This is a genomic window from Amycolatopsis vancoresmycina (genome assembly GCF_000716785.1).
In the GTDB taxonomy this organism is placed as follows: Bacteria; Actinomycetota; Actinomycetes; order Mycobacteriales; family Pseudonocardiaceae; genus Amycolatopsis; species Amycolatopsis vancoresmycina.
In genome coordinates, this window is sequence record NZ_JNYY01000006.1 from 467,657 (window position 1) to 491,663 (window position 24,007).

Sequence of the window (24,007 nt, forward strand, 5' to 3'; positions counted from 1 at the left end):
GCGCCCGAAGTGCCTGCCTGTCATGGATTTTCCGCCGCGGCGACGCGCGCGTGGTGGATCAACGGGACGCGACGGCGATCAAGCTCCTATCCTGGGGAGGTGGCCGAACCGAGCAGCGCGCCGTCGCGCATCCGGAAGCCGGGCCCGGAGCACGCGGTGGCCGCGTTCTTCGACCTGGACAAGACGATCATTGCTTCGTCGAGCGCGTTGGCGTTCAGCAAACCGCTGCTGAAAGAAGGATTGATCAACCGGCGCGCCGCATTGCGCAGTGCGTACGCGCAACTGGTGTTCTCACTCGCCGGCGCCGACGAGAACAAGACCGAGCGCCTGCGCGCCGAAGTTTCCGCGCTGTGCGCCGGCTGGGACGTCGCCCAGGTTTCCGCGATCGTGCGCGAGACGCTGCACGACGTCGTCGACCCACTCGTGTACGCGGAGGCCGCGGAGCTGATCGCGCGCCACCGCGCGGACGGGCACGACGTGATCGTGCTGTCGGCCACCGGCGAGGAGGTCGTCGCGCCGGTGGCAGAGATGCTCGGGGCGAACCGGAGCGTCGCCACGCGGATGCAGATCGTCGACGGCCGCTACTCCGGCGAAGTCGACTTCTACTGCTACGGCGCCAACAAGGCCGTCGCCGCGAAGCAGCTCGCCGCCACACACGGCTACGACCTCGCCGAGTGCTTCGCGTACACGGATTCGAGCACCGACATCCCGCTGCTCGAGGTCGTCGGGCACCCGCACGCGGTCAACCCGGACAAGCTCCTGCGGCGCGAGGCCCTCGACCGCGGCTGGCCGATCCTGGCCTTCGAGCGGCCGATGTCGCTGCGCACCCGGATCCCCACCCGATCGGCGGGAATCGTGGCGCTCGGCGTGGGCGCGGTGGCCGCCGGCGCGACCTGGTACGGCCTCAGCCGTCGCCGACGGTCCCGGTAGCCGAGCAGCTGCCACCCACACGGCCGTACGGCTGTCACTTTGCTAGGCCCAGCCCCGAATTGTCCGTCGCGCAGGGTGCCGATGTCACCCGATCCAGCCTCTGTACCGGTGCACCCGTACGCGCACTTGAAGTGACCGGGCTCACGGCGTAGAAAGTAGGTGCGGACGTTCGGTCGGCCAGGGAGCAGGTAGAAGAGAAGCCTGTTCCACCCCGGCAAACCTCCGTGCGCGGACTCCGGGTACCCACGCGCAGCGCGCCGCGGGAGGCTCGTCGTCTAGGGACTGCGTAGTGGGACGCCACACGCCGAGTCCATGTAGGTACGACCAGAGTTGCACGCTTGGTCGCCCGAGAAGTTCGCGCTTTGCAGGCGGCGCCCGTGGCCATTGGCTACGGGCGCCGCCTCGTCTATTTGGGGGGTCGGCACCGCGAGGCCGCCACGTGCGAGACCGGGCATCACGCGTGATTGGCGGGGCATCTCGCGTGATTGGCGGGGCATCTCGCGTGAGCCGGGACGGAACTCGCGTGAGGCGGGGCGGGAGTCGCGTGACTGGGGGCGTCACTCACGTGATTGAAGGCGGAAGTCGGGCCTCACTCGTTCGGCCGCAGCGTGTGGCCGCTTTCCTACCGATCCGGGTACGACTGGGGCGTTCGTGCGGTCGGTCGATGGACAGCGCCGGATTCGGTGAGTAGCTTCCCGATACTGGCGCCTCCGAGTGGACTTCTGACGTCCCGACCGGCGCCCGCTACTTTCTGGGAGGCTGAGTCGTGACGTCCCGAAATCGGAGGTTCCATGCGTTCGCCCTGCCCGTTGCGGGGGTGCTCGCCCTCACCGGTGTGGGTGTTGCGACCGCGGCGAGCGCACCCGCGGTGAGCGCGGAAGCCGCCGCGACGCAGGCGCTGCACGGGCTGACGCTCGAACAAAAAGTCGGACAGCTGTTCGTCACCTGGGTGAACGGCAAGACCGCCGACGAGGTCAACCCGAAGAACCGGACCGACTTCGGCGTCGACACCCCCGCGCAGGTCATCCAGAAGTACCACCTCGGCGGCGTCATCTACTTCAACAACGACACGCGCGACAACTTCGACGACCCCGTGCAGGTCGCCAAGCTCTCGAACGGCCTGCAGCAGGCCGCCGTCAGCAGCGGGGCGCACATCCCGCTGCAGATCGGGGCCGACCAGGAGGGTGGCACGGTGACCCGGATGGGCGCGCCGGCCACCGAGTTCCCGAACTCGATGGCCATCTCGGCCGGGCGGGACGCGAACCGGGCCACCAAGGCCGCCACGATCATCGGGCGCGAACTGCGGGCCGTCGGCATCAACCAGGACTTCGCGCCTGACTCCGACGTCAACTCGAACCCGGCCAACCCCGTCATCGGGGTGCGCTCGTTCGCCGGGCAGCCCGGCCTCGCCAGCCAGTTCGTGGCCGCCGAGGTCAAGGGCTACCAGGACTCCGGCCTGCCGGCGAAGACCGTCGCCGCCACCGCCAAGCACTTCCCCGGCCACGGTGACGCCGCCACCGACAGCCACACCGGCCTGCCGCGGATCGACCGCACCGAGCAGGCGTGGCGCGACATCGACGTACCGCCGTTCAAGGCCGCCATCAAGGCCGGCATCGACTCGATCATGACCGCGCACATCCAGTTCCCCAGCCTCGACCCGTCGCTGGAGCCGGCGACGCTGTCGAAGCCGATCGTCACCGGCAAGCTGCGCAACGAGCTCCACTACAACGGCGTCGTCATCACCGACTCCCTCGAGATGCAGGGCGTGCGCGAGATGCACAGCGACGCCGAAATCCCCGTCCTCGCGCTCAAGGCCGGCGTCGACCAGCTGCTCATGCCGGTGCACCTGGACGTCGCGATCAACTCGGTGCTCGCCGCCGTCAAGTCCGGGGACATCCCGATGTGGCGGATCGACCAGAGCGTGCTGCGCGTGCTGAAGCTCAAGTTCGAACGCGGCATCCTGTTCTCGCCGTTCGTCGACCCGAACCGGGTGATGAAGACCGTCGGCACGCCGTCGAGCCTCCAGACCGCGCAGGACATCGCCGACCGCGGCATCACGGCCATCGCGAACGACGCCGGTGTCCTGCCGCTGACGCAGAAGCCCGCGACCGCTCTCGTCACCGGCTGGGGCGTCTCCACGACGGCGTCCCTCGCGCAGAAGCTGACCGCCCACGGCACCGCCGCGACGGCCTACCAGACCGGCCAGGCGCCGACCGACGCCCAGATCGCGCAGGCCGTCGCGAACGCCGGGTCCGCGGACCTGGTCGTCGTGCTGACCAACAACATCGGCGCCTTCCCCCGGCAGACCAAGCTGCTCGACGCCCTCCAGGCCACCGGCAAGCCGGTCGTCGCGGTCGCCGCGCAGATCCCCTACGACGCCGGCTACCCGACCACCGTGAAGACCTGGCTGGCCACCTACGGCTACATCACGCCGACCCTGGAGGCGCTGGCCAAGGTGATCCTCGGCGAGACGAAACCGGTCGGGAAGCTGCCGGTCGACATCCCGGCGGGCGCTGACCTGCAGACCGTGAAGTACCCGTTCGGCCACGGGCTGACCTGGTGAACCTCAACCGGCGCCACTTCCTCGGCGCGAGCGCGCTGGCCGTCCCGGCGCTGGCCGGCGGCTCGGCCGTCGCCGGGGCACAGCCCGAACAGCCGGAAGCGGCAGCCCACACCGGCCGCGTCCTCACCGGCGCGGAGCAGCTGGCCGCGCAGGGCTGGCGGGCCTTCAAGGGCCGCAAGCTGGGCGTCCTGTCCAACCCGACCGGCGTGCTGCTGAACGGCGACCACATCGTCGACTCGATGGTCGCGGCCGGTGTCAAGCCGGTCGCGGCCTTCGGGCCGGAGCACGGCTTCCGCGGCAGCGCGCAGGCCGGCGGCTCCGAAGGCGACTACACCGACCCGCGGACCGGCGTCCCGGTCTACGACGCGTACGGCGTCGACGCGACGAAGCTCGCTTCGCTGTTCACCAAGGCCGGCGTCGACACGGTCGTGTTCGACATCGCCGACGTCGGCGCGCGTTTCTACACCTACATCTGGTCGCTCTACACGGCGATGGACGCCGCCGCGAAGGCGAACGCCGCCCTCGTCGTGCTCGACCGGCCGAACCCGCTCGGCGGCCGCGCGGCCGGGCCGGTGCTCGACCCCAAGTTCGCCTCCGGGATCGGGCGGCAGCCGATCGCCCAGCAGCACGGCATGACCGTCGGCGAGCTCGCGCGTTTCTTCGCCGGGGAATTCCTGCCGGACGGAAAACCCCAGCTCGACGTCGTCCAGGTCCGCGGCTGGCAGCGTGACACGCTCTTCGCGCGCACCGGGCTGAACTGGGTGCTCCCGAGCCCGAACATGCCGACGCCGGACACCGCGCTCGTCTACCCGGGCACCGGCATGTTCGAAGGCACGGTCTTCTCCGAGGGCCGCGGCACGACCCGGCCGTTCGAGATCATCGGTGCCCCCGGGCTCGACTGGCGCTGGCGCGAGAAGCTCGAAGCCGAGCAGCTGCCCGGAGCGAAGTTCCGCGAGACCTACTTCGTCCCCACGTTCAGCAAGTTCGTCAACCAGACGTGCGGGGGCGTGCAGGTGAGCGTCGAGGACCCGCGGGCCTTCGACGCGATCCGGACCGCGGTCGCCATGCTCGTCACGGCGAAGGCACTGCACCCGGACGTCTTCGCCTGGCGCCCCGACAACTACATCGACAAGCTCTCCGGCTCCGGCAGGCTCCGGACCATGGTCGACGCCGGCGCGGGCGTCGACGAGGTCACCGGGGCCTGGCGGGCCGAGCTGGCCGAGTTCGACCGGAAACGTCGCCGCTACCTGCTCTACCGCTGAGGGGGAGACTCGTGCGTGCTAGGAAGGTCCTCGTCGCGGCCACCGGAGTGCTGGTCGCGCTGACCACGTTGACTTCGGGAGCCGGCGCCATCACCAGCCACGATCCGGCGGCCGGGCGCTTCGACCGGCCGCAGCACGGGTTCGCCCCGCCGTGGACGACCCTGCGCGACGGCCGCCCGCAGGAGGTCAACCTCGACCCGGCGCCGATCAAGGCGGCCGAGGACTTCCTGGCGAGCTGGACGAAACCGGACACCTCCGGGCACCCGCACTTCTCCGGCGCGGTCGGCCTGCTCGCGCACGACGGCGTGGTCGTCGACCGGTACGCCGTCGGCGGGGCGCTGCGGTACGCCGACGCCAAGGGCACCGAACTGCCCGCCGACCAGCAGGTTCCGATGCGGAACGACACGATCTTCGACATGGCGTCGATCTCCAAGCTGTTCACCTCGATCGCGGTGCTCCAGCTGGTCGAACGCGGGCAGCTCACCATCGACACGCCGGTGAGCCGCTTCTTCCCGGAGTTCGCCACCGGCGACAAGGCCGCCATCACGGTCAAGATGCTGCTCACGCACGTCTCCGGCTTCGACGCCGACCCGATCCCGTCGCTCTGGGCGGGCTACCCGGACATCCCGTCGCGGCGGCAGGCCGTGCTCGACAGCCCGCTGAAGAACAAGCCGGGGACGACGTACCTCTACTCGGACATCAACCTGCTGACGCTCGGGTTCATCGTCGAGAAGCTGACCGGGCAGTCCCTTGACAAGGTCGTCCACGACCGGATCACCGCGCCGCTGGGCATGGCCGACACCGGCTACAACCCGCCCGCGGCGAAGCTGGGCCGGATCGCCGCGACGGAGTTCGAGGCGAACCCGCCGCGCGGAATGGTGCGCGGCAGCGTGCACGACGAGAACGCCTGGTCGCTGGGCGGCGTCGCCGGGCACGCCGGCGTGTTCAGCACCGCAGGCGACATGGCCGTCCTCGCCCAGACCATGCTCAACGGCGGCAGCTACCGCGGGCACCGGATCCTCCGCGAGGACACCGTCCGGCAGATGATGCTGACGAACTACAACCAGCAGTTCCCCGATGACGCGCACGGCCTCGGCTTCGAGCTCGACCAGCCCTGGTACATGGGCGCGCTGGCGTCGCCGGTCACCGCCGGGCACACGGGTTTCACCGGGACGACGCTGGTCATCGACCCGGAGTCGCGGTCGTTCGCGATCCTGCTGACCAACCGGGTGCACCCGACCCGGAACTGGGGCTCGATCAACACCGCCCGCCAGGTCTGGGCGACGTCGCTGGCCAGGGCGATGGCGGTGCGGCCGGTCGTCGGCAAGGACGCCTGGACGAGCACCCTCGGTAACGCCGGTGTCGCTACGCTGAGCACTCGCGCGTTCACCACGCAAAGTGATCAGGCCCGCGTCTCGTTCGCTGCCTTCGTGGATACCGAGGGTCCGAGTGATCCACTTCAGCTGTTGGCCAGCACCGACGGCGTTAACTGGCAACCGATCGCAGTATCGGTATCGGGACCGGGGGCACCCTCCGGAGCTGTGACGTCGCTCTCCGGACACGGGCACCGCGCCTGGTGGCGGGTGGTGGGCGCGCTGCCGCAGGGCGCGTCGGTGAGCCTGCGCTGGCGTTACAGCACCGATCCGAGTTACACGGGCCGGGGAGTTTCGGTGGACGGTGTGAAAGTCACCGAGAGCGGCCGATCACTCCTCGACGGTGAACGAGACCCCGCCGCTTTCGTTGCAGACGGTTGGCAGTTGAGCTCACGGTGACCAGCCGGTCGCCGAACGTCGACCGGACGTCCGAATTTACCGTCCGCTTGCCGCTTGCACCGCGACACTAAGTTGCCAAGTCGTTAGCTTGACCTCGTTAACAAGGTTGACCCTGTTGGCGACTTTCTGGTCAGTGATTAATCGCAAATCCAGATCCGCAGACACGGACGGGTTGCGATCCGACCGAAGGGTGTGGGTAGCCTTGTCGCAGATGCCAACGGTTAGTAACTTTCCGACGGTGAGTGATACCGAATCCGTAGTCGGCACGGCACCGTCCGAGCCCGTATCGGTCCAGCCGGCCGTGCGTGACGCCGATTCCAGTCCGCTGGTCCGGATCCGGTCGCTCCTCCCCGGACTCGCCCGCGCCGAGCAGCGCGTGGCCAAGGTGGTGCTGGAAGACCCCGCGTCCGTCGCGAGGCGCAGCATCACCGAGGTGGCCCTGGCCGCCAACACGAGCGAGACGACGGTGACGCGGTTCTGCAAGGCCGTCGGCGTCGGCGGGTACCCGCAGCTGCGCATCGCGCTGGCCGCGGACACCGCGCGCACCGAGGCGCGCACCACGCGCAACCTCGGCGGCGAGATCGGCCCGGAGGACGACCTGGCCGCCGTCATCGGCAAGGTCAGCTTCGCCGACGCGCGGGCGGTCGAGGAGACGGCCGACCAGCTCGACGTCGCCACCCTGGAGCGGGTGATCGAGGTCGTGGCGAGCGCCGGCCGGGTGGACGTCTACGGCGTGGGCGCCAGCGCGTTCGTCGCCGCCGACCTGCAGCAGAAGCTGCACCGCATCGGCCGCGTGTGCTTCTCGTGGTCGGACACGCACATCATGCTCACCTCGGCCGCGGTGCTGAGCCCCGGTGACGTCGCGATCGGCGTCTCGCACACCGGCGCGACCACCGACACCGTCGAGGCGCTGCGCGTGGCGCGCGAGCACGGCGCGATCACCATCGCCGTGACGAACTTCCCGCGCTCCCCGATCACCGAGGTCGCCGACCACGTTTTGACGACCGCGGCCCGGGAAACCACGTTCCGTTCGGGGGCGACGGCGAGCCGCATCGCCCAGCTCACCGTCATCGACTGCCTGTTCATCGGCGTCGCGCAGCGGCACATGGACGCGTCGGTCAGCGCCCTGGACGCGACCAGGGACGCCGTCGGCTCGCACCGCTTGGGGGTCAGGCCGGACGGTCGTCGCCGTCCGCGGGAAACCGGCAAGTAATGCCCGGAGAAAAAGTGAGGCGCATGATGACCGTCCCCATGCAGGCGGTGCACGTCGATTCGCCGACCGAGACCCGCAATCCCCGCACCAAGGACATCGACCTGATGTCCACCGCGGGGATCCTGGGCGCGATCAACGCCGAGGACCGCACGGTCCCCGGTGCCGTCGCCGCGGTGCTGCCCCAGGTGGCGCACGCGGTGGACTACGCGGTCGACGCCCTGCGGGCGGGCGGCCGGGTGCACTACGTCGGCGCGGGCACGTCCGGGCGCCTGGCCACCCTGGACGCGGCCGAGCTGGTGCCGACGTTCAACGTGCCGGGCGACTGGTTCATCGCGCACCACGCCGGCGGCGAGCGCGCGCTGCGCCACGCCGTCGAAAACGCCGAGGACGACTCGGCGGCGGGCGCGGCCGAGATGGCCGCGATGGTCCAGCCCGGCGACTTCGTGCTGGGCCTGACGGCGTCGGGCAGGACGCCGTACGTGCTGGGCGCGCTGCTGGCCGCGTCGCGCCAGGGCGCCCGGACCGGGCTGGTCTCGGGCAACCCGAAGGCCGCGAAGCCGGCCGGGGTGGACGTGCTCATCGCCGTCGACACCGGCCCGGAGGCGATCGCCGGCTCGACCCGGATGAAGGCGGGCACGGCGCAGAAGATGATCCTGACGTCGTTCTCCACGGCGACGATGATCAAGCTGGGCCGGACCTACTCGAACCTGATGGTCAGCATGCGGGCCACCAACGCCAAGCTGCGCGGCCGGACCATCCGGATCCTGCAGGAAGCCACCGGCATGACGATGGCGGACTGCTCGGACGCGCTCACCGAGGCCGGGGGCGACCTCAAGGTGGCGTTGGTGCACCTGCTGTCCGGCGAGGACGTGAAGAGCGCGGCGAAGGCGCTGCACGCGTCCGGCGGGCACGTGCGTAAGGCCTTGGACACTCTCAGGGTGCGCGCGAGCTAGACCTTCATCTGTTCATCTGCCTAACCTCTCAGATGAGGAAGGGCGGGTGGCGATGGCGGGCACGACGGAGGACTCGCGGCGCAGGCTGTCGCGTCGCGAGTGGGTGTCGGTCGGCGGGATGGGCGGGTTCATCCTGCTGCTGAACGTCGTGGGCTGGGGCGTGCTCACGGCGTTCGTCGCACCGCACCACTACGCGCTGGGCACGTCCGGGGTGTTCGGGATCGGGCTCGGCGTCACCGCGTTCACGCTCGGGATGCGGCACGCCTTCGACGCGGACCACATCGCCGCGATCGACAACACCACGCGCAAGCTGATGGCCGACGGCAGGCGGCCGCTGTCGGTCGGGTTCTGGTTCTCGCTCGGGCACTCGACGATCGTCTTCGCGCTGTGCCTGCTGCTGTCCCTCGGCGTCCGCGCGCTGGCCGGCCAGGTCGAGGACGACTCCTCGGCGTTGCACCAGGCGACCGGGCTGATCGGGACGTCGGTGTCCGGGGTGTTCCTGTACGTGATCGCGATCCTGAACCTGGTGGTGCTGGTCGGGATCCTGCGGGTCTTCAAGCAGATGCGCCGCGGCGAGTTCGACGAGGCCGCGCTCGAACGCCAGCTGGACAACCGCGGCGTGCTGAACCGGCTGCTGCGCGGCGCGACGAAGGCCGTGCGCAAGCCGTGGCACATCTACCCGGTCGGGCTGCTGTTCGGGCTGGGGTTCGACACCGCGACCGAGATCGGGCTGCTCGTGCTGGCCGCGGGCGCGGCGACCTTCGCCCTCCCCTGGTACGCGATCCTCGTGCTGCCGGTCCTGTTCGCCGCCGGGATGACCCTGTTCGACACCGTGGACGGCTGCTTCATGAACTTCGCCTACGGCTGGGCGTTCGCGAAGCCGGTGCGCAAGATCTTCTACAACCTCACGGTGACCGCGCTGTCGGTCGCGGTGGCGCTGCTCATCGGGACGATCGAACTCGTGTCGATCCTGGCCGAGAAGCTGGACATCACGTCCGGGCCGCTGGCCGCGATCGCCTCGGTCGACCTGGACTACGTCGGCTTCGGGATCGTCGGGTTGTTCGTGCTGACGTGGGTCATCGCGCTGGCCGTGTGGCGGTTCGGGCGGATCGAGGAGAAGTGGTCGGCGAAGCTGTCCGGTTGACGCACAGGGCGAGCGCGGCGACGGCGGCGAGCGCGCCGGCCGGTCCGATCCACGACGCTCCCGCGGCGGCGAGGACGAGGCCGCCGAGCGCCGAACCGAGCGCCCCGCCGACGTAGATCGCCGAGCCGTTCACGCCGAGCGCCACCGTCGGGACGTCCGGCGCGATCGTGAAGAGCCGGTGCTGCTGCGGCACCATCAGCATCCCGCCGAACGCCCCGGCGAGGAGCGCGAACAGCAGGGCGCCGGGCAAGGACAGCACCGCGAGGTCCACGACGGCGAGCACGACCGCCATGCCGGCCAGGGAAAGCGCGCGGACGCGCCCCGGGCCGAGGCGGTCGGTGGCCCGGCCGGTCACCGTCGTCCCGGCGAGCTGGCCGAGGCCGAACCCGACCAGCACCCACGACAGCACGGCCCCGCTCGCCACCGGCGCGACCAGCACCGGCAGGTAGACGAAGACGGTGAACCCGGCGAGCGTGCCGAGGACCGTCACCAGCAGGACCCGGGCCACGGCCGGGCGCACGACGACGGCGAGCCGCTCCCGCAGCCCCGCCGCCGGCACGCGGACCTCGGGGATGACCGGGATCAGCACCGCGACGACGACCGCCACCACCCCGATGCCCCACATCACCGCCCGCCAGCCGAACCACGTCCCGGCCAGCACCCCGATCGGCACGCCGAGCACCGTCGACACGCTCATGCCGGCGGCGACCGTGGCCAGCGCCCGGCCCCGCCGCTCGGCGGAGGACAACGCACCGGCGAGGACGTAGGCGTTGGACTGGAACGCGGCCGCGCCGACCGCGGCGACCAGCCGGGCGAGGGCGACCACGGCGAACGTCGGGCCGAGCGCCTGACCCGCCATGCCGGCGGTGAACAGCACCATGCCGCCCGCCAGCACCCACCGGCGGTCCCAGGTGCCGGTGAACGCGGCGATGAGCGGCGACGCGACCGCGTACGTCAGGGCGAAGACCGTGGCGAGCTGGCCCGCGGCGGACTCCGTGACCCGCAGGTCGGCGGCGATGACCGGGAGCAGGCCGTTGAGCACGAACCCGTCGGTGCCGACGGTGAACGTGCCCACCGCGAGGACGAGCAGGACCCCCAGCCGATCATTAGATGATCGTCGAATCGTCATAGGGTCATCGTGGCGGTACACTTCGATGGTTGTCAAACGATCCAAGTGTTGGGAGGCCGTGGTGGCCAGGACGCTGCCCCAGCCGGCGCGCGACGCGATCGAGATCGTGACGGTGCTGCAGGCGCTCGCCGACCCCGTGCGCCTGGAGATCGTCCGCGAGCTGTCGCAGGAGACCGAGCCGCGCAGTTGCGCGCTCGAGGAGTACGACGTCGACATCAGCGCCGCGACGCTTTCGCACCACTGGCGCGTACTGCGCGAAGCCGGCTTGACGACGACGACCGTGGAAGGCCGGCGGCGGTGGATCGTGCTGCGGCGCGACGATCTGCAGGAGCGGTTTCCCGGCCTGCTGAACGCCGTGCTGGCTTAGGAAGCCGCGTCCGAAATGGACTTCGCTTCCCGCGCGCCCGCTTCGAACGCTTCGCAGCAGAAGAGCAGCCACTCGCGTACGCCGTCCGGCGTTCCGCTCGCGAAGCCCTCCGCCGCTTCGAGGTAGCGCGGCACCCGGCGGAAGAACGCCACTTCGGGAACGCTCAGCGACTTCGGGTCCAGGCCCATCGCGACCATCGTCAGCCGTGCCGCCGCGCGGGCGACGACGCCGTCCGCGCTGCCGAACGGCTTGAGCGCCAGCAGTTCCCCGTGCACCACCGCCGCCAGGACCGGGCCCGGCACCGACGTCGCTCCCGTCACCAGCTGGGCGAGCAGCTCGAGCCGTCCGCCGCCGGAATGCGGGCGGCCCAGTGCGTCCAGGTCGTCGACGAGGTCCGCCGCGGCGAGGACGTGCAGCCGCGCCAGCGCCTGCAGCGGCGCGCGGCGCCACGTCGGCAGCAGCGTTTCGAGCGTTTCCGCGACGCGCAGGGCGCCCGCCAGGACGGGGTCGGCCACCGCGCCGTCGAGCGGCAGTTCCGGGTTCGCGCCCTCGATGCCGGCGGACGCGCGGGCGGCCCGCACCGACGCCTCCGCCGCCGTCGCCGCGCCGCCGCGGAGGTTCGCCGGGAGGCGGTGGACCGCGAACACGGCGTCCTGGGCGGACTTCGCCGCCGCCGCGACGCCTTCGAGGTCGAGGAGGGGCTTCAGCGGATCAGGCATCGAGAACCTGGCCTTCGCGGGAGACCACGGGCGGCAGGACCGACCACGGGAAGTTGATCCAGCGGTCGGTGTGCCGCCAGACGTACTCGCACTTCACCGTCGAATGCGGCTTCTCGTAGACGACGGCCGAGCGGACCTCGGCGACGTGCTCGAGGCAGAAGTCGCGGACCAGCTTGAGCGTGGCGCCGGTGTCGGCGACATCGTCGGCGATCAGCACCTTCTTGCTCGTCAGGTCGACGACGTTGGGCACCGGCGGCAGCATCACCGGCAGGTCGAGCCGCTGGTCGACACCGGTGTAGAACTCCACGTTCATCACGTGCAGGTTCTTCACGTCGAGGGCGTAGCCGAGAGCGCCGGCGACGAAGAGGCCGCCGCGCGCGATGGACAGGATGAGGTCCGGCGCGAAGCCGTCGTCGGCGATGGTGTGAGCCAGTTCACGGCTCGCCGTGCCGAACAGCTCCCAGCTCAGCTCTTCCCGCTCCTCGGCCATCGAGCCTGCCCTTCCGTCGTGGTCAGCCGAGCATAGGCAACCCAGAAGTGGACTCTGAAGATGCTCGGAAATTGGCTATCCTGAGCAGCCAATACCCGTTCTACCGTGATCGGGTGAACGACTGGAACACACGCCCGACGCTGGCCGGCGAGCACGTCCGCCTGGAGCCGCTGACCCCCGAGCACGCCAAGGGCCTCCTCGAAGCGGGCGCCGACCCGGGCATCTGGGCGTGGCTGAGCATCCGGCAGCCGGGGGATCTTCCCGCGGCGGAGCGGATGGTCGAGCAGGCGCTCGCCGACCCCGCACGCCGGGCGTTCGTGCAGCTCGACGTCGCCTCCGGCCGGGTCGCCGGCACGACGTCGTACTACCAGGTCGTCGAGGCGCACCGGATCCTCTCGATCGGGCACACGTGGATCGGCGCGGACTGGCAGCGCACCGGGCTGAACACCGAGTCGAAGCTGCTGCTGCTCACCCACGCGTTCGAAACCCTTGGCGCGCAACGCGTTTCGTGGGAGACCGACATCCGCAACCTCCGGTCGCAGCGCGCCATCGAACGGCTTGGCGCGCTTCGCGAAGGCGTCCTGCGGGCGCACCGGATCCGGCCGGACGGCTCGTCGCGCGACACCGTCACCTATTCGATGCTGGCGCCGGAATGGCCCGCCGCGAAGGCACGGCTGAGCGAACGCTTAGTCACCGGGGCTCGCCTGGCGAGGTGAACCGGCCGGGCAACGTGGGTGCAACCTTTTACAAGGCGGGCTAACGTCGCTAGCGTGCCGCTAGCCGTCGTTTCGGCGCACTACAGGAGGCCTTGCAACCATGACCGAGCAGTCCCCAGCACTGGACAACCTGCTCACCGAGAGCCGCACCTTCCCGCCCGGCGATGATTTCGCCGCTCAGGCCAATGCGAAGGCCGATCTCTACGCCGAAGCGGATGCCGATCGCGAAGCGTTCTGGGCGAAGCAGGCCGAGCGGCTCACGTGGGACACGAAGTGGACCACGGTACTGGACTGGACCAATGCGCCGTTCGCGAAGTGGTTCGTCGGCGGCAAGCTGAACGTCGCCTACAACTGCGTCGACCGGCACGTCGAGTCCGGCCACGGCGAGCAGGTCGCGATCCACTGGGTCGGCGAACCGGGCGACACCCGGGACATCACCTACGCCGAGCTGAAGACCGAGGTTTCCAAGGCCGCCAACGCGCTCACGTCGCTGGGCGTGACCGCGGGCGACGTCGTGGCGATCCAGCTGCAGATGGTGCCCGAGGCCATCTTCGCGATGCTCGCGTGCGCCCGGATCGGCGCGCTGCACAACGTCGTCTTCGGCGGCTTCTCCCCGACGGCGCTGCGAGCCCGCGTCGACGACGCCGCCGCGAAGGTCGTGATCACCTCCGACGGCCAGTTCCGCCGCGGCAAGGCCGCGCCGATGAAGGCCAACGTCGACGAAGCGCTCGAAGGCGCCGAGACCGTCGAGAAGGTCATCGTCGTGAAGCGCACGGGCGACCAGCTCGAGGGCGAAGTGCCGTGGACGGACTCGCGGGACGTCTGGTGGCACGAGCTCGTCGACGGACAGTCCGAAGAGCACACTCCCGAAGCCTTCGACAGCGAGCACCCGCTGTTCATCCTGTACACGTCCGGCACGACCGGGAAGCCGAAGGGCATTCTCCACACTTCGGGCGGCTACCTGACGCAGACCGCGTACACGCACCACAACGTCTTCGACCACAAGGCCGGCGAAGACGTCTACTGGTGCACCGCGGACATCGGCTGGATCACCGGCCACAGCTACATCGTCTACGGGCCGCTCGCGAACCGCGTCACGCAGGTCGTCTACGAAGGCACGCCGAACACCCCGCACGAGGGGCGGCACTGGGAGATCGTCCAGAAGTACAAGGTCTCCCTCTACTACACGGCGCCGACGCTGATCCGCACCTTCATGAAGTGGGGCGCGGAAATCCCGGAGAAGTACGACCTGTCGTCGCTGCGTGTGCTGGGTTCGGTCGGCGAGCCGATCAACCCCGAGGCGTGGATCTGGTACCGCGAGAACATCGGCGCCGGCAAGGCCCCGATCGTCGACACGTGGTGGCAGACCGAAACCGGCGCGATCATGATCTCGCCGCTGCCGGGCGTCACCTCGACCAAGCCGGGCTCGGCGCAGAAGGCGCTGCCGGGCATCTCCGCGAAGGTCGTCGACGACCAGGGCACCGAGGTCGGGCACGGCGGCGGCGGGTACCTGGTCCTCGACAAGCCGTGGCCGTCGATGCTGCGGGGCGTCTGGGGCGACGAAGAGCGCTTCAAGGAGACGTACTGGTCGCGCTTCAAGGACCAGGGCTTCTACTTCGCCGGCGACGGCGCGAAGTACGACAACGACGGTGACGTCTGGCTGCTGGGCCGCGTCGACGACGTGATGAACGTGTCCGGCCACCGCATCTCGACGACGGAGGTCGAGTCGGCGCTGGTCTCGCACCCGACGGTGGCCGAGGCCGCGGTCGTCGGCGCGACCGACCCGACGACCGGCCAGGGCATCGTCGCGTTCGTGATCCTCCGCGGCAACGCCGTCGACGGTGGCGAAGAGGCCATCCAGGCGCTGCGCAACCACGTCGCCAAGGAGATCGGACCGATCGCGAAGCCGCGGCAGATCATGGTCGTGCCGGAGCTGCCGAAGACGCGCTCGGGCAAGATCATGCGACGGCTGCTGCGGGACGTCGCGGAGAACCGGCAGGTCGGGGACGTCACCACGCTGGCCGACTCGTCGGTGATGGACCTGATCTCGTCGGGCCTGCAGTCGGGCAAGTCCGAGGAGTGAGCTAGCGTTCTTCCGTCAGAGCCCTTCCGGCTTCGCGCCGGGAGGGCTCTGTCATGACACCCCGTGTGGCACGAGTCGAACGCATGTTCTACGCTGTGCCGCGAACCACACCCACTTCCCGGGCAAGGAGACGACACGACGATGACCGTGGATGTCCTGACGCACGACGAGGAAACGGCTGCCGAAGCCCCGGCTGTTGCTGTTGCCACTGACGAGGCGGCCGTCACCGAGTCCGCGTCCCCGGCTTCCGCTTCGGAGGAGCCGGCCACGCCGGCCACCGAGGAAGAGGAGGCCCCCAAGCCGAAGCGCGGCCGCCCGAAGGGTGCGACGGCGTCGACGGCGAAGAAGACCCGCACGGTCGAGCTGACCCTGACGGTCACCGGCACGGCCGACGGCGAGTGGCAGGCCGAGCTGAAGAACGGCTCGAAGTGGGTCGCGAAGGGCCTCGAGATCCCGGCGGCGGCCGTCTCGCGCGCGGCCAAGGAGCTGCACGCGGACCTGTCCGGCCCGATCGACGAGGTGATCAACCAGGCCCGCGAGGCGCAGGCCGCGAAGGTCGCCGCGCTGGAAGCCGAGCTCGAGAAGGCCAAGCAGGCCCTCGCCGAGCTGGACGCCTGAGCTTCACTCCAGGAAACGCCCGGTCCGCTTCGCGCGGGCCGGGCGTTTCCGCTTTTCCGGGCTCAGGCTTTCCCCTCCTGCACCGGGTAGTGGAGGACGACCGCACCTCCGGTGGCGTAGTTGGCGACGTCGGCGGAGACCCGACGGCCTTGCGGAGACTCCCTCGACGCGGTCATCGCCGCCTCGTCGGCGAACTCGGCTTCGAAGATCGCGAAGTACGGCGGCCCGCCCGGCGTCGCGGCCACGTCGAAGCTGTAGCGCCACGCGAGCAGGCCGGGCATCTGCGCGACCAGCGGGAGGTGGGTGGTCACGTAGTAGTCACGGAAGTGGGCGGGGTCGGCGGGCTCGGGGTACAGAACCACCAGCTTGTGCATGGAACCTCACCCTGCCAGCGCCGCGCGCGATCGCAACCGGGTTTCCCGGCCGCTCAGGCGATCGGCGGGCGGACCGGCAGCGGGGACTTGAACTCCACCCACATCGCGTCCGTCAGCGCCTCGACGTGGTGGGTGACTCCGCGCGGGTGCACGACCGAATCGCCCGGTTCGAGGACGGCCTCCACGCCGTCGACCGCTCCGCGCAGCCGGCCCGACAGCACGTAGACGATCGAGTCGTGGTCGTGCGCGTGCGGCGGCGAGGCCACTCCGGCCGGGTAGTGGATCAAGTACGCCAGGCCGCTCTCCGCCGTTTCCAGCAGCCGGAACCGGCCTTCGCCGCCCAGCAGCGGCAAGCCCTCGACCGTGGCCAGCGGCTGCCACACCTGCTCTTCCATGCCGTCCATCATGACGCGGAACGGCTGAGAGTCCACACAGGACCACTTAGGTAAGGCAGCCGTTATTTAGGCGCACCTGACAAAAAGACCGGCTCTCGCCACCATTCCGGGTTCGTGTTTCACTGGTCCGGTGACCGAAACGATCGACGGTGACGCCGTGGAGCACGCCCACGAACCGCACCAGGGCGTGGGCGGGAAACTGAACTGGCTGCGGGCCGGGGTGCTCGGGGCGAACGACGGGATCGTCTCCGTCGCCGGGATCGTCGTCGGCGTCGCGGGGGCGACCACGGAAAGCACGACGATCCTGACCGCCGGCATCGCCGGGCTCGTCGCCGGCGCCTTTTCCATGGCCGGTGGCGAATACGTTTCCGTCAGCACCCAGCGCGACACCGAACAGGCCTTGCTCCGGCTGGAAAAGCAGGAGCTCAAGACGATGCCCGAGGCCGAGGAACGCGAGCTCGCGCAGATCTACGAGGACAAGGGCCTGTCGCCGGAGCTGGCCGGCCGGGTCGCCCGCGAACTGACCGAAAAGGACGCGCTGCAGGCGCACGCCGAAGCCGAACTCGGCATCGACCCGGACAACCTCACCAGCCCGTGGCAGGCGGCGTGGGCGTCGCTGCTCGCGTTCTCGGTCGGCGCGCTGCTGCCGATCCTCTCGATCGCCTGGGCCGGCGTCTCCCTGCGGGTGTGGGCGTGCGCGGCCGCGGTCGTCGTCGGCCTCACGCTGACCGGGTGGGTCAGCGCGAGGCTCGGCGACGCGAACGTGGGGCGCGCGATCCTCCGCAACGTCGGCGTCGGCGCCCTCACGATGGTGGTGACCTACTTCGTCGGGGTGATCTTCGGAGTCACCGTCGGCTAGTGCACGCCCTTCATCAGCTTGCGGATGAACGGGATGCCCAGGAACAGCAGCACGCCCACGCCGACGGCGACCAGGCCGACCGTGCTGAAGTACGGCGCTTCGTCGTCGACGGAGTAGTACTCGGCGAGCTTGCCGGACATCGCCGTGCCGAACGAGATGGACAGGAAGTTCAGCGCCACCATCTGCGTCCGGAACGCCTCGGGCGCGAGCTTCGTCGACAGCGACAGCCCGACCGGTGAGAGGCACAGCTCGGCGATCGTGAACACGAAGAGGATGCCGACCATCGCCAGGATCGGGCTGGCGTTCTTGCCGCTGCCCACCATCGGCAGGAACAGCAGGAAGGCCGCGCCCATCAGCACCGTGCCGAGGACGAACTTCATCGGCGTCGACGGCTGGCGGTCGCCCAGCTTCGTCCACAGCGCCGCCAGCACCGGGGCGAAGACGATGATGAACACCGGGTTGATCGAGTTGACCCAGGACACCGGCATCTCCCAGCCGAACAGGCTCCGGTTCAGCCGCTGGTCCGTGTAGGCCGCGACGACCGTGAACTGCTGCTGGTACAGCGAGAAGAACACCGCGCTGGCGATGAACATCGGGATGAAGGAGAACACCCGGCTGCGCTCGACCGCGGTGATCTTGCCGCTGGTCAGGATGACGAGGAAGTAGACCACCGAGATCACGCCGACCACCCACACGACGACGTCGGCGAGGTTGCCCGGGTTGACGACGCCGGTGAGGACCAGGGTCACCACCGCGGCCACCAGCACGACGGCGGCACCGATCGCCAGCAAGCGCTGGGGCGCCGGCAGCGGGTTCGGCACCTCCTTCGCCTTGTCGCCGAGGTTCTTGCGGCCGATCGCGTACTGGGTCAGGCCGAGCGCCATGCCGATCGCGGCGAGGCCGAAGCCGAGGTGGAAGCCGACCTCGGTCTGCGCCAGCCCGGTCAGCAGCGGGCCGACGAAGCCGCCGAGGTTGATGCCCATGTAGAAGATCGTGAAGCCCGCGTCGCGCCGCTCGTCACCTTCGGCGTAGAGCGTGCCGACGATCGCCGTCGCGTTGGATTTCAGCCCGCCGCTGCCGACCGCGACGCACACGAGGCCGACGCCGATGCCGGCCAGGCCCGGCAGCAGCGCCAGGCTGAGGTGGCCGATCATGATCAGCACGGCGCTGTAGAACAGCGTCCGTTCGGAGCCGAGGAGGCGGTCGGCCACCCACGCGCCGATGACGGCCGAGAGGTACACCAGGCCGCCGTACGCGCCGACGATGCCGAGCGCGGACTCCTGCGCCAGGCCCAACCCGCCCTGTTCGACCTTGTAGTACAGGTAGATCGGCAGGATGCCGAGCATCCCGTAGTAGGAGAACCGCTCCCACATCTCGACGCCGAAGAGGTTCGCCAGCCCTCGTGGGTGCCCGAAGAACCTCGTGTCCTGCTGGACCTCGGTGGAGGTGCTCACAACTCGTCTTCCTTTGTCTAGGGACTTCGTTGTCGCTTGGCATGCTATGAGCACAGCCGGTTACCCACCACCGGCACCCCGTGTGGCGGCCGTCATGACAATGCGTGACAAAGCGGTGTTAAAATTTCCTCAAGGTGCGCCGGGAAGGCTGGTCGGCAACAGTGATCAGCGACCCCAGGAGCCGCCCCGATGTCCCGCCCGTTCAGCGAATTCGCCCGGTACCTGCGCACCGAGACGACCGGCGGGCTGATCCTGCTCGGCGCGACGGCGGTCGCGCTGCTCTGGGCCAACTCGCCGCTGCGGGACAGCTACCACGCGCTGCGCGACTTCCGGCTCGGCCCGGAGTTCCTCCACCTGAACCTGACGATCGGCGACTGGGCCAAGGACGGCCTGCTCGCCTTGTTCTTCTTCGTCGCCGGGCTGGAACTCAAGCGCGAACTCGTCATCGGCGAGCTGTCCCGGTTCAAGCAGGCGATCCTGCCGGTCGTGGCCGCGCTGGGCGGGATGGTCGTGCCCGCGCTCGTGGCCTTGGCCGTCGGGTGGGGGACGCCGGGCATGGAACGGGCCTGGGCGATCCCGGTCGCCACGGACATCGCGTTCGCCCTCGGCGTGCTGGCCCTGACGGCGTCGAACCTGCCGTCGAGCGCACGGGTCTTCCTGCTTTCCCTCGCCGTGGTGGACGACCTCGGCGCGATCATCGTCATCGCCGTGCTGTTCACGACCGGCTTCGACCTGGTCGCGGTGGCCGTCGCCGTCGTGGCGCTCGCCCTGTACGCGTTCCTGCAGCACCGCCGGGTCCGGATGCCGTGGGTGTACGTCCCGCTGGCACTGGTCACCTGGATCGCGGTGCACTCGGCGGGCATCCACGCGACGATCGCCGGTGTCGCGCTCGGCCTGCTCACCCGCGTCCGCGCCGACGACGGCGAAGCGGAGGCGCCCGCGTTGCGGCTGGAACACCGGCTCCAGCCGTGGTCGGCGGCCGTCGCGGTGCCGGTGTTCGCGCTGTTCGCGGCCGGGATCTCGGTCAACGCCGACACGCTCGGCGCGGTGTTCACGACGGCGTTGCCGCTCGCGGTGCTGGCCGGGCTGCTCGGCGGCAAGGTCGTCGGGATCCTCGGGGCCGGCCTGCTCGCCGTGAAGCTGCGGCTGGCGGAGAAGCCGCGCGGGATGGGCTGGCGCGATCTGGCCGCGTTGTCCGTGCTCGGCGGGGTCGGGTTCACGGTCAGCCTGCTGATCGCGGAGCTGGCGCTGCCGGGCGAGGCGAGCGAACTGGCGAAGGCGGCGGTGCTGATCGCTTCGGCGACGGCGTCCCTGCTGGCGGCGGCCTTGCTACTCCGCCGTAGCAAGGTTCACGCGCGAATCGACGACACACTGTGAGTCCGCCGCGCCCGGTTTCGGGACACATGGCACGATGACCCGGTGAGCAGCCCCAAACACGAGCGCACCGGTCCCGACGGCGTGGGGGCCGTGCCTTACCTCCCGCTGTCCTCCGCCGCCGACGTCCCCGGCGACCAGTCGATCGGCCGCCTGGTCGGCGACGCGACCCAGCACATCTCCACCCTGGTCAGGGCCGAGATGGAGCTGGCGAAGTCCGAGCTGGTCGGCGAGGTGAAGAAGGGCCTCAAGGGGGCCGTTTTCTTCCTGATCGCGCTGACGGTCTTCCTGTACAGCACGTTCTTCCTGTTCTTCTTCGCGGCCGAGGGGCTGGCCCAGTGGCTGCGCTACCGCTGGATCGCGTTCGGCATCGTGTTCTTCCTGATGCTGCTCGTCGCGGGCGTGGCCGGGTTCCTGGGCTACCGCAAGGTGAAGAAGTTCAAGGCACCGGAACGGACCATCGCCAGCGTCAAGGAGACCGCCGCCGCGCTCAAGCCGCAGCGCGCGCCCGAAGGCGACTTGACGACCACGCGCGACTGAGTTCGTTGCACGCGTCCCCCGACCCGTCGATCGTCCGGCTCGACGGCCCGTGGGTCCACCGCGACGTGTCCGCGAACGGCATCCGCCTGCACGTCGCCGAGCTCGGCGACGGGCCGGTCGTGGTGCTGCTGCACGGGTTCGCCGAGTTCTGGTGGGCCTGGCACCACCAGCTGCACGCACTGGCCGAGGCCGGGTTCCGCGCCGTCGCCGTCGACCTGCGCGGCTACGGCGACTCCGACAAACCGCCCCGCGGCTACGACGCCTGGACGCTCGCCGGTGACGTCGGCGGGCTGATCAAATCGCTCGGCGCGCGCCGGGCGCACCTCGCCGGGCACGCGTGGGGCGGCCTGCTCGCCTGGACGGTCGCGGCGCTGCACCCGCGGCTCGTGTCGTCGGTGACGGCGATCGGCGCCGCGCACCCGCTGGCGTTGCGCTCGTCGGTCCGCCCGTGGGGCGGCCAGGGCCGCGCGGCCGGGCACCTCTTCCGCTTCCAGGTGCCGATGGCGCCGGAGAAGTGGCTCGTGAAGGACGACGCCCGGGCCGTCGAGGACCTCTTCGGCGGCTGGGCCGGCCGCCGCTGGCGGGCCACCCCGGACTTCGACGCCAGCGTCGACGCGTTCCGGCAGGCGATGCTCGTGCCCGGGGTGGCCCACAGCGCGCTCGAGTACTACCGGTGGGCGTTCCGCGCCCAGTTCCGCGGCGAAGGCCGCCGCTTCACCGACGCCGTCGGCACCCGGATCGCGGCGCCGACGCTGCAGCTGCACGGCGCCGAGGACACCTGCATCCTGCCCGAAACGGCGATGTCGTCGGCGCGCTGGGCGGGCCCGCACGCCGAACCGGAGATCTGGTCCGGCGTCGGGCACTTCCCCCACCTCGAGGTTCCGGACCGCACGTCGGCGGCCCTGGTGGACTTCCTCAATCGAGGCTGATGGCGTTCTTCGCCCGCTCCACCGACTCTTCCGACGCCGGGCCTTCCGGGTTCTCCGTGGCCAGCGCCTGGTTGAGCGCGACGAACGGCCGCATTCGCGTTTCGTAAGCCGCGAAGGCGGCTTCGTGGCCCGCCCGGCCGAGCTCCTGCGCGAGGACGTACGCCCCGACGAGGGCGAGGCTCGTGCCCTGGCCGGACAGCGCCGACGCGCAGTAGCCGGCGTCGCCGACCAGCACGACCCGGCCGGCCGACCAGCGGTCGAGGCGGATCTGGGCCATGGCGTCGAAGTAGAAGACGTCCGCGGCGGCCATCGCTTCGAGCAGCTTCGGCACCTCCCAGCCGACGCCGGCGAGCCGCTCGGCGACCAGCCGCTTCTGCTCCGGGACGGTCAGCCGCGGCAGCGGTTCCGAGCCGAAGCCGAGGGTGACGCGCAGTTCCGTGTTGCCGCGGACCGGGTAGACCGCGCCGCCGGTGTGCTCGTGCCGGAACCAGACCTGCCAGTCCTCGAGGCCGAGGAAGTTGGCCGTCGGGAAGATCGCGAGGTACTGGCCGAGGTGGCGGGTGAAGTCCTTCTCCGGGCCGAAGGCGAGCCGCCGCACGGCCGAGTGCAGGCCGTCCGCCCCGACGACCAGGTCGAACGTCCGGAAGCCACCGTGCTCGAACTCGACGCGCACGCCGTGGGCTTCTTCGGTCAACGCCGTGATCGAGTCGCCGAAGACGTACTCGACGCCGGGTGCCTCGCCCAGGATCGCGACGACGTCGTCGCGCAGGAGCTCGAAGTCCGCGCTGTCGAGCCGTCCGCTGCTGAAGGTGTGCTCCTCGGACCGGAACAGCTCGTGCCCCTCGCCGTCCACCACGGACATCCCGCGCATCCGGGTGCGGACCGCCCGCATCCGCTCGCCGAGGCCCATCCGGTCGACGACGTCGAGTGCCACCCCGCGGACGTCGATCGCCTGGCCGCCGGTGCGCGGGCCGGGCGCCCGCTCCACCACGGTCACCGCCCAGCCCTCACGGGCCAGGAACCAGGCCAGGGTGCCGCCGGCGACACCGGCGCCGGAGATCAGGATGTTCCGCATTGTGCCTCCAGAGTCGTACGCTTGTCCGCACCACAGTGGAGTCAACACAGCTCAAGAGCCATTTCTGTACTAGTACAGATGGCTGTCTGTACTAGGTCAGGAGCCGATCGTGAAGTACGTGGCCATCGCCGACGAACTGCGGGGCCGCATCACGCGCGGCGAGCTCCCGCCGGGCGCGCGGGTGCCCTCGACCCGCCGGCTCGCGGCCGACCACGGCGTGGCGATGGCGACCGCGGCGAAGGCGCTGGCCCAGCTGAGCCAGGAAGGACTCGTCCGCGCGGAGCCGCGGTCCGGCACGGTCGTCGCCGAGCCCGAGCGCCGCGGTGGCCAGCGCGGGCTGACCCGCGAACGGCTCGTGCGGACCGCCATCGCCATCGCCGACGCCGAGGGCCTCGCCGCGCTGTCGATGCGCGGGGTCGCGGCCCGCCTCGGCGTCGCGGCGATGGCGCCGTACCGGTACGTGCGGGGCAAGGACGAGCTGGTGCTGCTGATGGCCGACGCGGCGTTCGGCGAGCGCGGCTACCCGGCGAAGCCGTCCGGCGACTGGCGCGAACGCCTGACGCTCGGCGCCCGCACGCTCTGGTCGCTCTTCCGGCGGCACCCGTGGCTGGCCCAGCTGGGCCCGATCACGCGGCCGCTGCCGCTGCGCAACCTCGGCCTGCACGGCGAGTGGGCGCTCACGGCGCTGTCCGAACTCGGCGTCGACGCGGCCACGCTGTGCGACCTGCACGTCCTGTTCTTCAGCTACGTCCAGGGCATCGCGATCCACCTCGAACGCGAGCAGCACGCGCTGGCCGCGTCCGGGCTGTCCGAGGACGAGTGGATGGACCGCCAGCTCCCCTCGATGGGCCCGATGACCACCGGGCGCCCGGTGTTCGCCAAGATGCTCCGCGAACTCGAGGAGACCGGCTACGACCTCGTCCTGGACGACCTCTTCGAGTCGGGCCTGCGTGCCCTGCTGGACGGCGTCGCCCTGCGCTTCGGTCACCGGGATGTCGTGAGTGGTAAGGCGGGTTAGAACCCGCCTTACCACTCACGACAAGCCGCG

23 protein-coding genes are annotated in these 24,007 nt (G+C 70.3%); 16 read left to right on the forward strand and 7 right to left on the reverse strand.

The window, feature by feature from the left end; all coding sequences use genetic code 11:
* Positions 1-99 precede the first annotated feature (99 nt).
* The 7 genes from OO60_RS17265 (at position 100) to nicT (ending at position 9,837) form a co-directional block, all read left to right on the forward strand.
* Complete coding sequence (locus OO60_RS17265) at positions 100-930, forward strand: HAD family hydrolase (RefSeq protein ID WP_003081661.1); 831 nt, start codon at positions 100-102, stop codon at positions 928-930.
* Positions 931-1,747: 817 nt separating this feature from the next.
* On the forward strand, positions 1,748-3,493 hold the full coding sequence (locus OO60_RS17270) for a glycoside hydrolase family 3 protein (protein WP_033261652.1): 1,746 nt from the start codon (positions 1,748-1,750) through the stop codon (positions 3,491-3,493).
* Positions 3,490-4,755: an exo-beta-N-acetylmuramidase NamZ family protein gene (locus OO60_RS17275; protein ID WP_003081669.1), complete on the forward strand. Its 1,266-nt coding sequence runs from the start codon at positions 3,490-3,492 to the stop codon at positions 4,753-4,755. The genes OO60_RS17270 and OO60_RS17275 overlap by 4 nt, the downstream gene beginning before the upstream one ends.
* Positions 4,756-4,802: 47 nt before the next feature.
* A complete protein-coding gene (locus tag OO60_RS17280) occupies positions 4,803-6,527 on the forward strand; it encodes a serine hydrolase domain-containing protein (protein ID WP_003081670.1) in 1,725 nt (574 codons plus the stop codon).
* A gap of 238 nt (positions 6,528-6,765) precedes the next feature.
* The gene (locus tag OO60_RS17285; protein WP_425304651.1) at positions 6,766-7,740 is read left to right on the forward strand and encodes a MurR/RpiR family transcriptional regulator; all 975 of its coding nucleotides are present in this window, start codon (positions 6,766-6,768) and stop codon (positions 7,738-7,740) included.
* Positions 7,741-7,763: 23 nt separating this feature from the next.
* Positions 7,764-8,693 (forward strand): N-acetylmuramic acid 6-phosphate etherase, encoded by a 930-nt coding sequence (locus tag OO60_RS17290; protein ID WP_003081672.1) that lies wholly within the window; start codon positions 7,764-7,766, stop codon positions 8,691-8,693.
* Between the two features lie 52 nt (positions 8,694-8,745).
* Positions 8,746-9,837, forward strand: a complete 1,092-nt coding sequence (gene nicT / locus OO60_RS17295) for a Nickel transporter NicT (protein ID WP_033261746.1) — start codon at positions 8,746-8,748, stop codon at positions 9,835-9,837.
* Here the strand turns inward: nicT and OO60_RS17300 are convergent.
* On the reverse strand, positions 9,770-10,966 hold the full coding sequence (locus tag OO60_RS17300; RefSeq protein ID WP_051767708.1) for an MFS transporter: 1,197 nt from the start codon (positions 10,964-10,966) through the stop codon (positions 9,770-9,772). The two genes, nicT and OO60_RS17300, sit on opposite strands and share 68 nt — an antisense overlap.
* Before the next feature lie 61 nt (positions 10,967-11,027).
* Here OO60_RS17300 and OO60_RS17305 point away from each other — a divergent pair, with 61 nt between their 5' ends.
* The gene (locus OO60_RS17305; RefSeq protein ID WP_033261747.1) at positions 11,028-11,333 is read left to right on the forward strand and encodes an ArsR/SmtB family transcription factor; all 306 of its coding nucleotides are present in this window, start codon (positions 11,028-11,030) and stop codon (positions 11,331-11,333) included.
* Here the strand turns inward: OO60_RS17305 and OO60_RS17310 are convergent.
* Together OO60_RS17310 and OO60_RS17315 are read right to left on the reverse strand one after the other, a co-directional pair.
* Positions 11,330-12,052 carry a Fic family protein gene (locus tag OO60_RS17310; protein WP_003081686.1) on the reverse strand — a complete coding sequence of 241 codons (723 nt, stop codon included), beginning with the start codon at positions 12,050-12,052 and terminating at the stop codon, positions 11,330-11,332. The two genes, OO60_RS17305 and OO60_RS17310, sit on opposite strands and share 4 nt — an antisense overlap.
* Complete coding sequence (locus tag OO60_RS17315) at positions 12,045-12,542, reverse strand: phosphoribosyltransferase (RefSeq protein WP_003081688.1); 498 nt, start codon at positions 12,540-12,542, stop codon at positions 12,045-12,047. The genes OO60_RS17310 and OO60_RS17315 overlap by 8 nt, the downstream gene beginning before the upstream one ends.
* A gap of 113 nt (positions 12,543-12,655) precedes the next feature.
* On the opposite strand from OO60_RS17315, the gene OO60_RS17320 reads away from it, so the two are divergent.
* The 3 genes from OO60_RS17320 (at position 12,656) to OO60_RS17330 (ending at position 15,959) form a co-directional block, all read left to right on the forward strand.
* Entirely contained in the window at positions 12,656-13,258 is a 603-nt protein-coding gene (locus OO60_RS17320; RefSeq protein ID WP_003081689.1) for a GNAT family N-acetyltransferase, read from the forward strand.
* Between the two features lie 100 nt (positions 13,259-13,358).
* Positions 13,359-15,341: an acetate--CoA ligase gene (acs, locus tag OO60_RS17325; protein ID WP_003081690.1), complete on the forward strand. Its 1,983-nt coding sequence runs from the start codon at positions 13,359-13,361 to the stop codon at positions 15,339-15,341.
* A gap of 141 nt (positions 15,342-15,482) precedes the next feature.
* Positions 15,483-15,959 (forward strand): DUF6319 family protein, encoded by a 477-nt coding sequence (locus OO60_RS17330; RefSeq protein WP_003081691.1) that lies wholly within the window; start codon positions 15,483-15,485, stop codon positions 15,957-15,959.
* A 62-nt stretch (positions 15,960-16,021) separates the two neighbouring features.
* Here OO60_RS17330 and OO60_RS17335 read toward each other — a convergent pair whose 3' ends face one another.
* On the reverse strand, positions 16,022-16,333 hold the full coding sequence (locus OO60_RS17335) for an EthD family reductase (protein WP_003081694.1): 312 nt from the start codon (positions 16,331-16,333) through the stop codon (positions 16,022-16,024).
* 53 nt (positions 16,334-16,386) lie between these two features.
* A complete protein-coding gene (locus OO60_RS17340; RefSeq protein WP_003081695.1) occupies positions 16,387-16,740 on the reverse strand; it encodes a cupin domain-containing protein in 354 nt (117 codons plus the stop codon).
* Positions 16,741-16,858: 118 nt separating this feature from the next.
* Between OO60_RS17340 and OO60_RS17345 the strand changes: the two genes are divergently transcribed.
* Entirely contained in the window at positions 16,859-17,587 is a 729-nt protein-coding gene (locus OO60_RS17345) for a VIT1/CCC1 transporter family protein (RefSeq protein WP_003081703.1), read from the forward strand.
* Here OO60_RS17345 and OO60_RS17350 read toward each other — a convergent pair.
* Complete coding sequence (locus tag OO60_RS17350; RefSeq protein WP_003081706.1) at positions 17,584-19,041, reverse strand: peptide MFS transporter; 1,458 nt, start codon at positions 19,039-19,041, stop codon at positions 17,584-17,586. The genes OO60_RS17345 and OO60_RS17350 overlap by 4 nt on opposite strands.
* A 189-nt stretch (positions 19,042-19,230) precedes the next feature.
* Here OO60_RS17350 and nhaA point away from each other — a divergent pair, with 189 nt between their 5' ends.
* The 3 genes from nhaA to OO60_RS17365 are packed head-to-tail and all read left to right on the forward strand — an operon-like array spanning position 19,231 to position 21,884.
* A complete protein-coding gene (nhaA, locus tag OO60_RS17355) occupies positions 19,231-20,418 on the forward strand; it encodes a Na+/H+ antiporter NhaA (protein ID WP_003081707.1) in 1,188 nt (395 codons plus the stop codon).
* Positions 20,419-20,460: 42 nt separating this feature from the next.
* Positions 20,461-20,955, forward strand: a complete 495-nt coding sequence (locus OO60_RS17360; RefSeq protein WP_003081708.1) for a phage holin family protein — start codon at positions 20,461-20,463, stop codon at positions 20,953-20,955.
* 5 nt (positions 20,956-20,960) lie between these two features.
* Positions 20,961-21,884 carry an alpha/beta fold hydrolase gene (locus OO60_RS17365; protein WP_003081709.1) on the forward strand — a complete coding sequence of 308 codons (924 nt, stop codon included), beginning with the start codon at positions 20,961-20,963 and terminating at the stop codon, positions 21,882-21,884.
* Here OO60_RS17365 and OO60_RS17370 read toward each other — a convergent pair.
* Positions 21,871-22,959, reverse strand: a complete 1,089-nt coding sequence (locus tag OO60_RS17370; RefSeq protein ID WP_003081710.1) for an FAD-dependent monooxygenase — start codon at positions 22,957-22,959, stop codon at positions 21,871-21,873. The genes OO60_RS17365 and OO60_RS17370 overlap by 14 nt on opposite strands.
* 109 nt (positions 22,960-23,068) lie before the next feature.
* Between OO60_RS17370 and OO60_RS17375 the strand changes: the two genes are divergently transcribed.
* Complete coding sequence (locus tag OO60_RS17375; protein WP_003081711.1) at positions 23,069-23,977, forward strand: GntR family transcriptional regulator; 909 nt, start codon at positions 23,069-23,071, stop codon at positions 23,975-23,977.
* The last annotated feature ends 30 nt before the right edge of the window (positions 23,978-24,007 follow it).

Coding starts and splice junctions, on each gene's coding strand:
- OO60_RS17340 (WP_003081695.1), bottom strand. CDS start 16,740: ATGATGGACGGCATGGAAGAGCAGGTGTGGCAGCCGCTGGCCACGGTC.
- OO60_RS17370 (WP_003081710.1), bottom strand. CDS start 22,959: ATGCGGAACATCCTGATCTCCGGCGCCGGTGTCGCCGGCGGCACCCTG.
- nhaA (WP_003081707.1), top strand. CDS start 19,231: ATGTCCCGCCCGTTCAGCGAATTCGCCCGGTACCTGCGCACCGAGACG.
- OO60_RS17300 (WP_051767708.1), bottom strand. CDS start 10,966: ATGACGATTCGACGATCATCTAATGATCGGCTGGGGGTCCTGCTCGTC.
- nicT (WP_033261746.1), top strand. CDS start 8,746: ATGGCGGGCACGACGGAGGACTCGCGGCGCAGGCTGTCGCGTCGCGAG.
- OO60_RS17290 (WP_003081672.1), top strand. CDS start 7,764: ATGATGACCGTCCCCATGCAGGCGGTGCACGTCGATTCGCCGACCGAG.
- OO60_RS17330 (WP_003081691.1), top strand. CDS start 15,483: ATGACCGTGGATGTCCTGACGCACGACGAGGAAACGGCTGCCGAAGCC.
- OO60_RS17315 (WP_003081688.1), bottom strand. CDS start 12,542: ATGGCCGAGGAGCGGGAAGAGCTGAGCTGGGAGCTGTTCGGCACGGCG.
- OO60_RS17310 (WP_003081686.1), bottom strand. CDS start 12,052: ATGCCTGATCCGCTGAAGCCCCTCCTCGACCTCGAAGGCGTCGCGGCG.
- acs (WP_003081690.1), top strand. CDS start 13,359: ATGACCGAGCAGTCCCCAGCACTGGACAACCTGCTCACCGAGAGCCGC.
- OO60_RS17335 (WP_003081694.1), bottom strand. CDS start 16,333: ATGCACAAGCTGGTGGTTCTGTACCCCGAGCCCGCCGACCCCGCCCAC.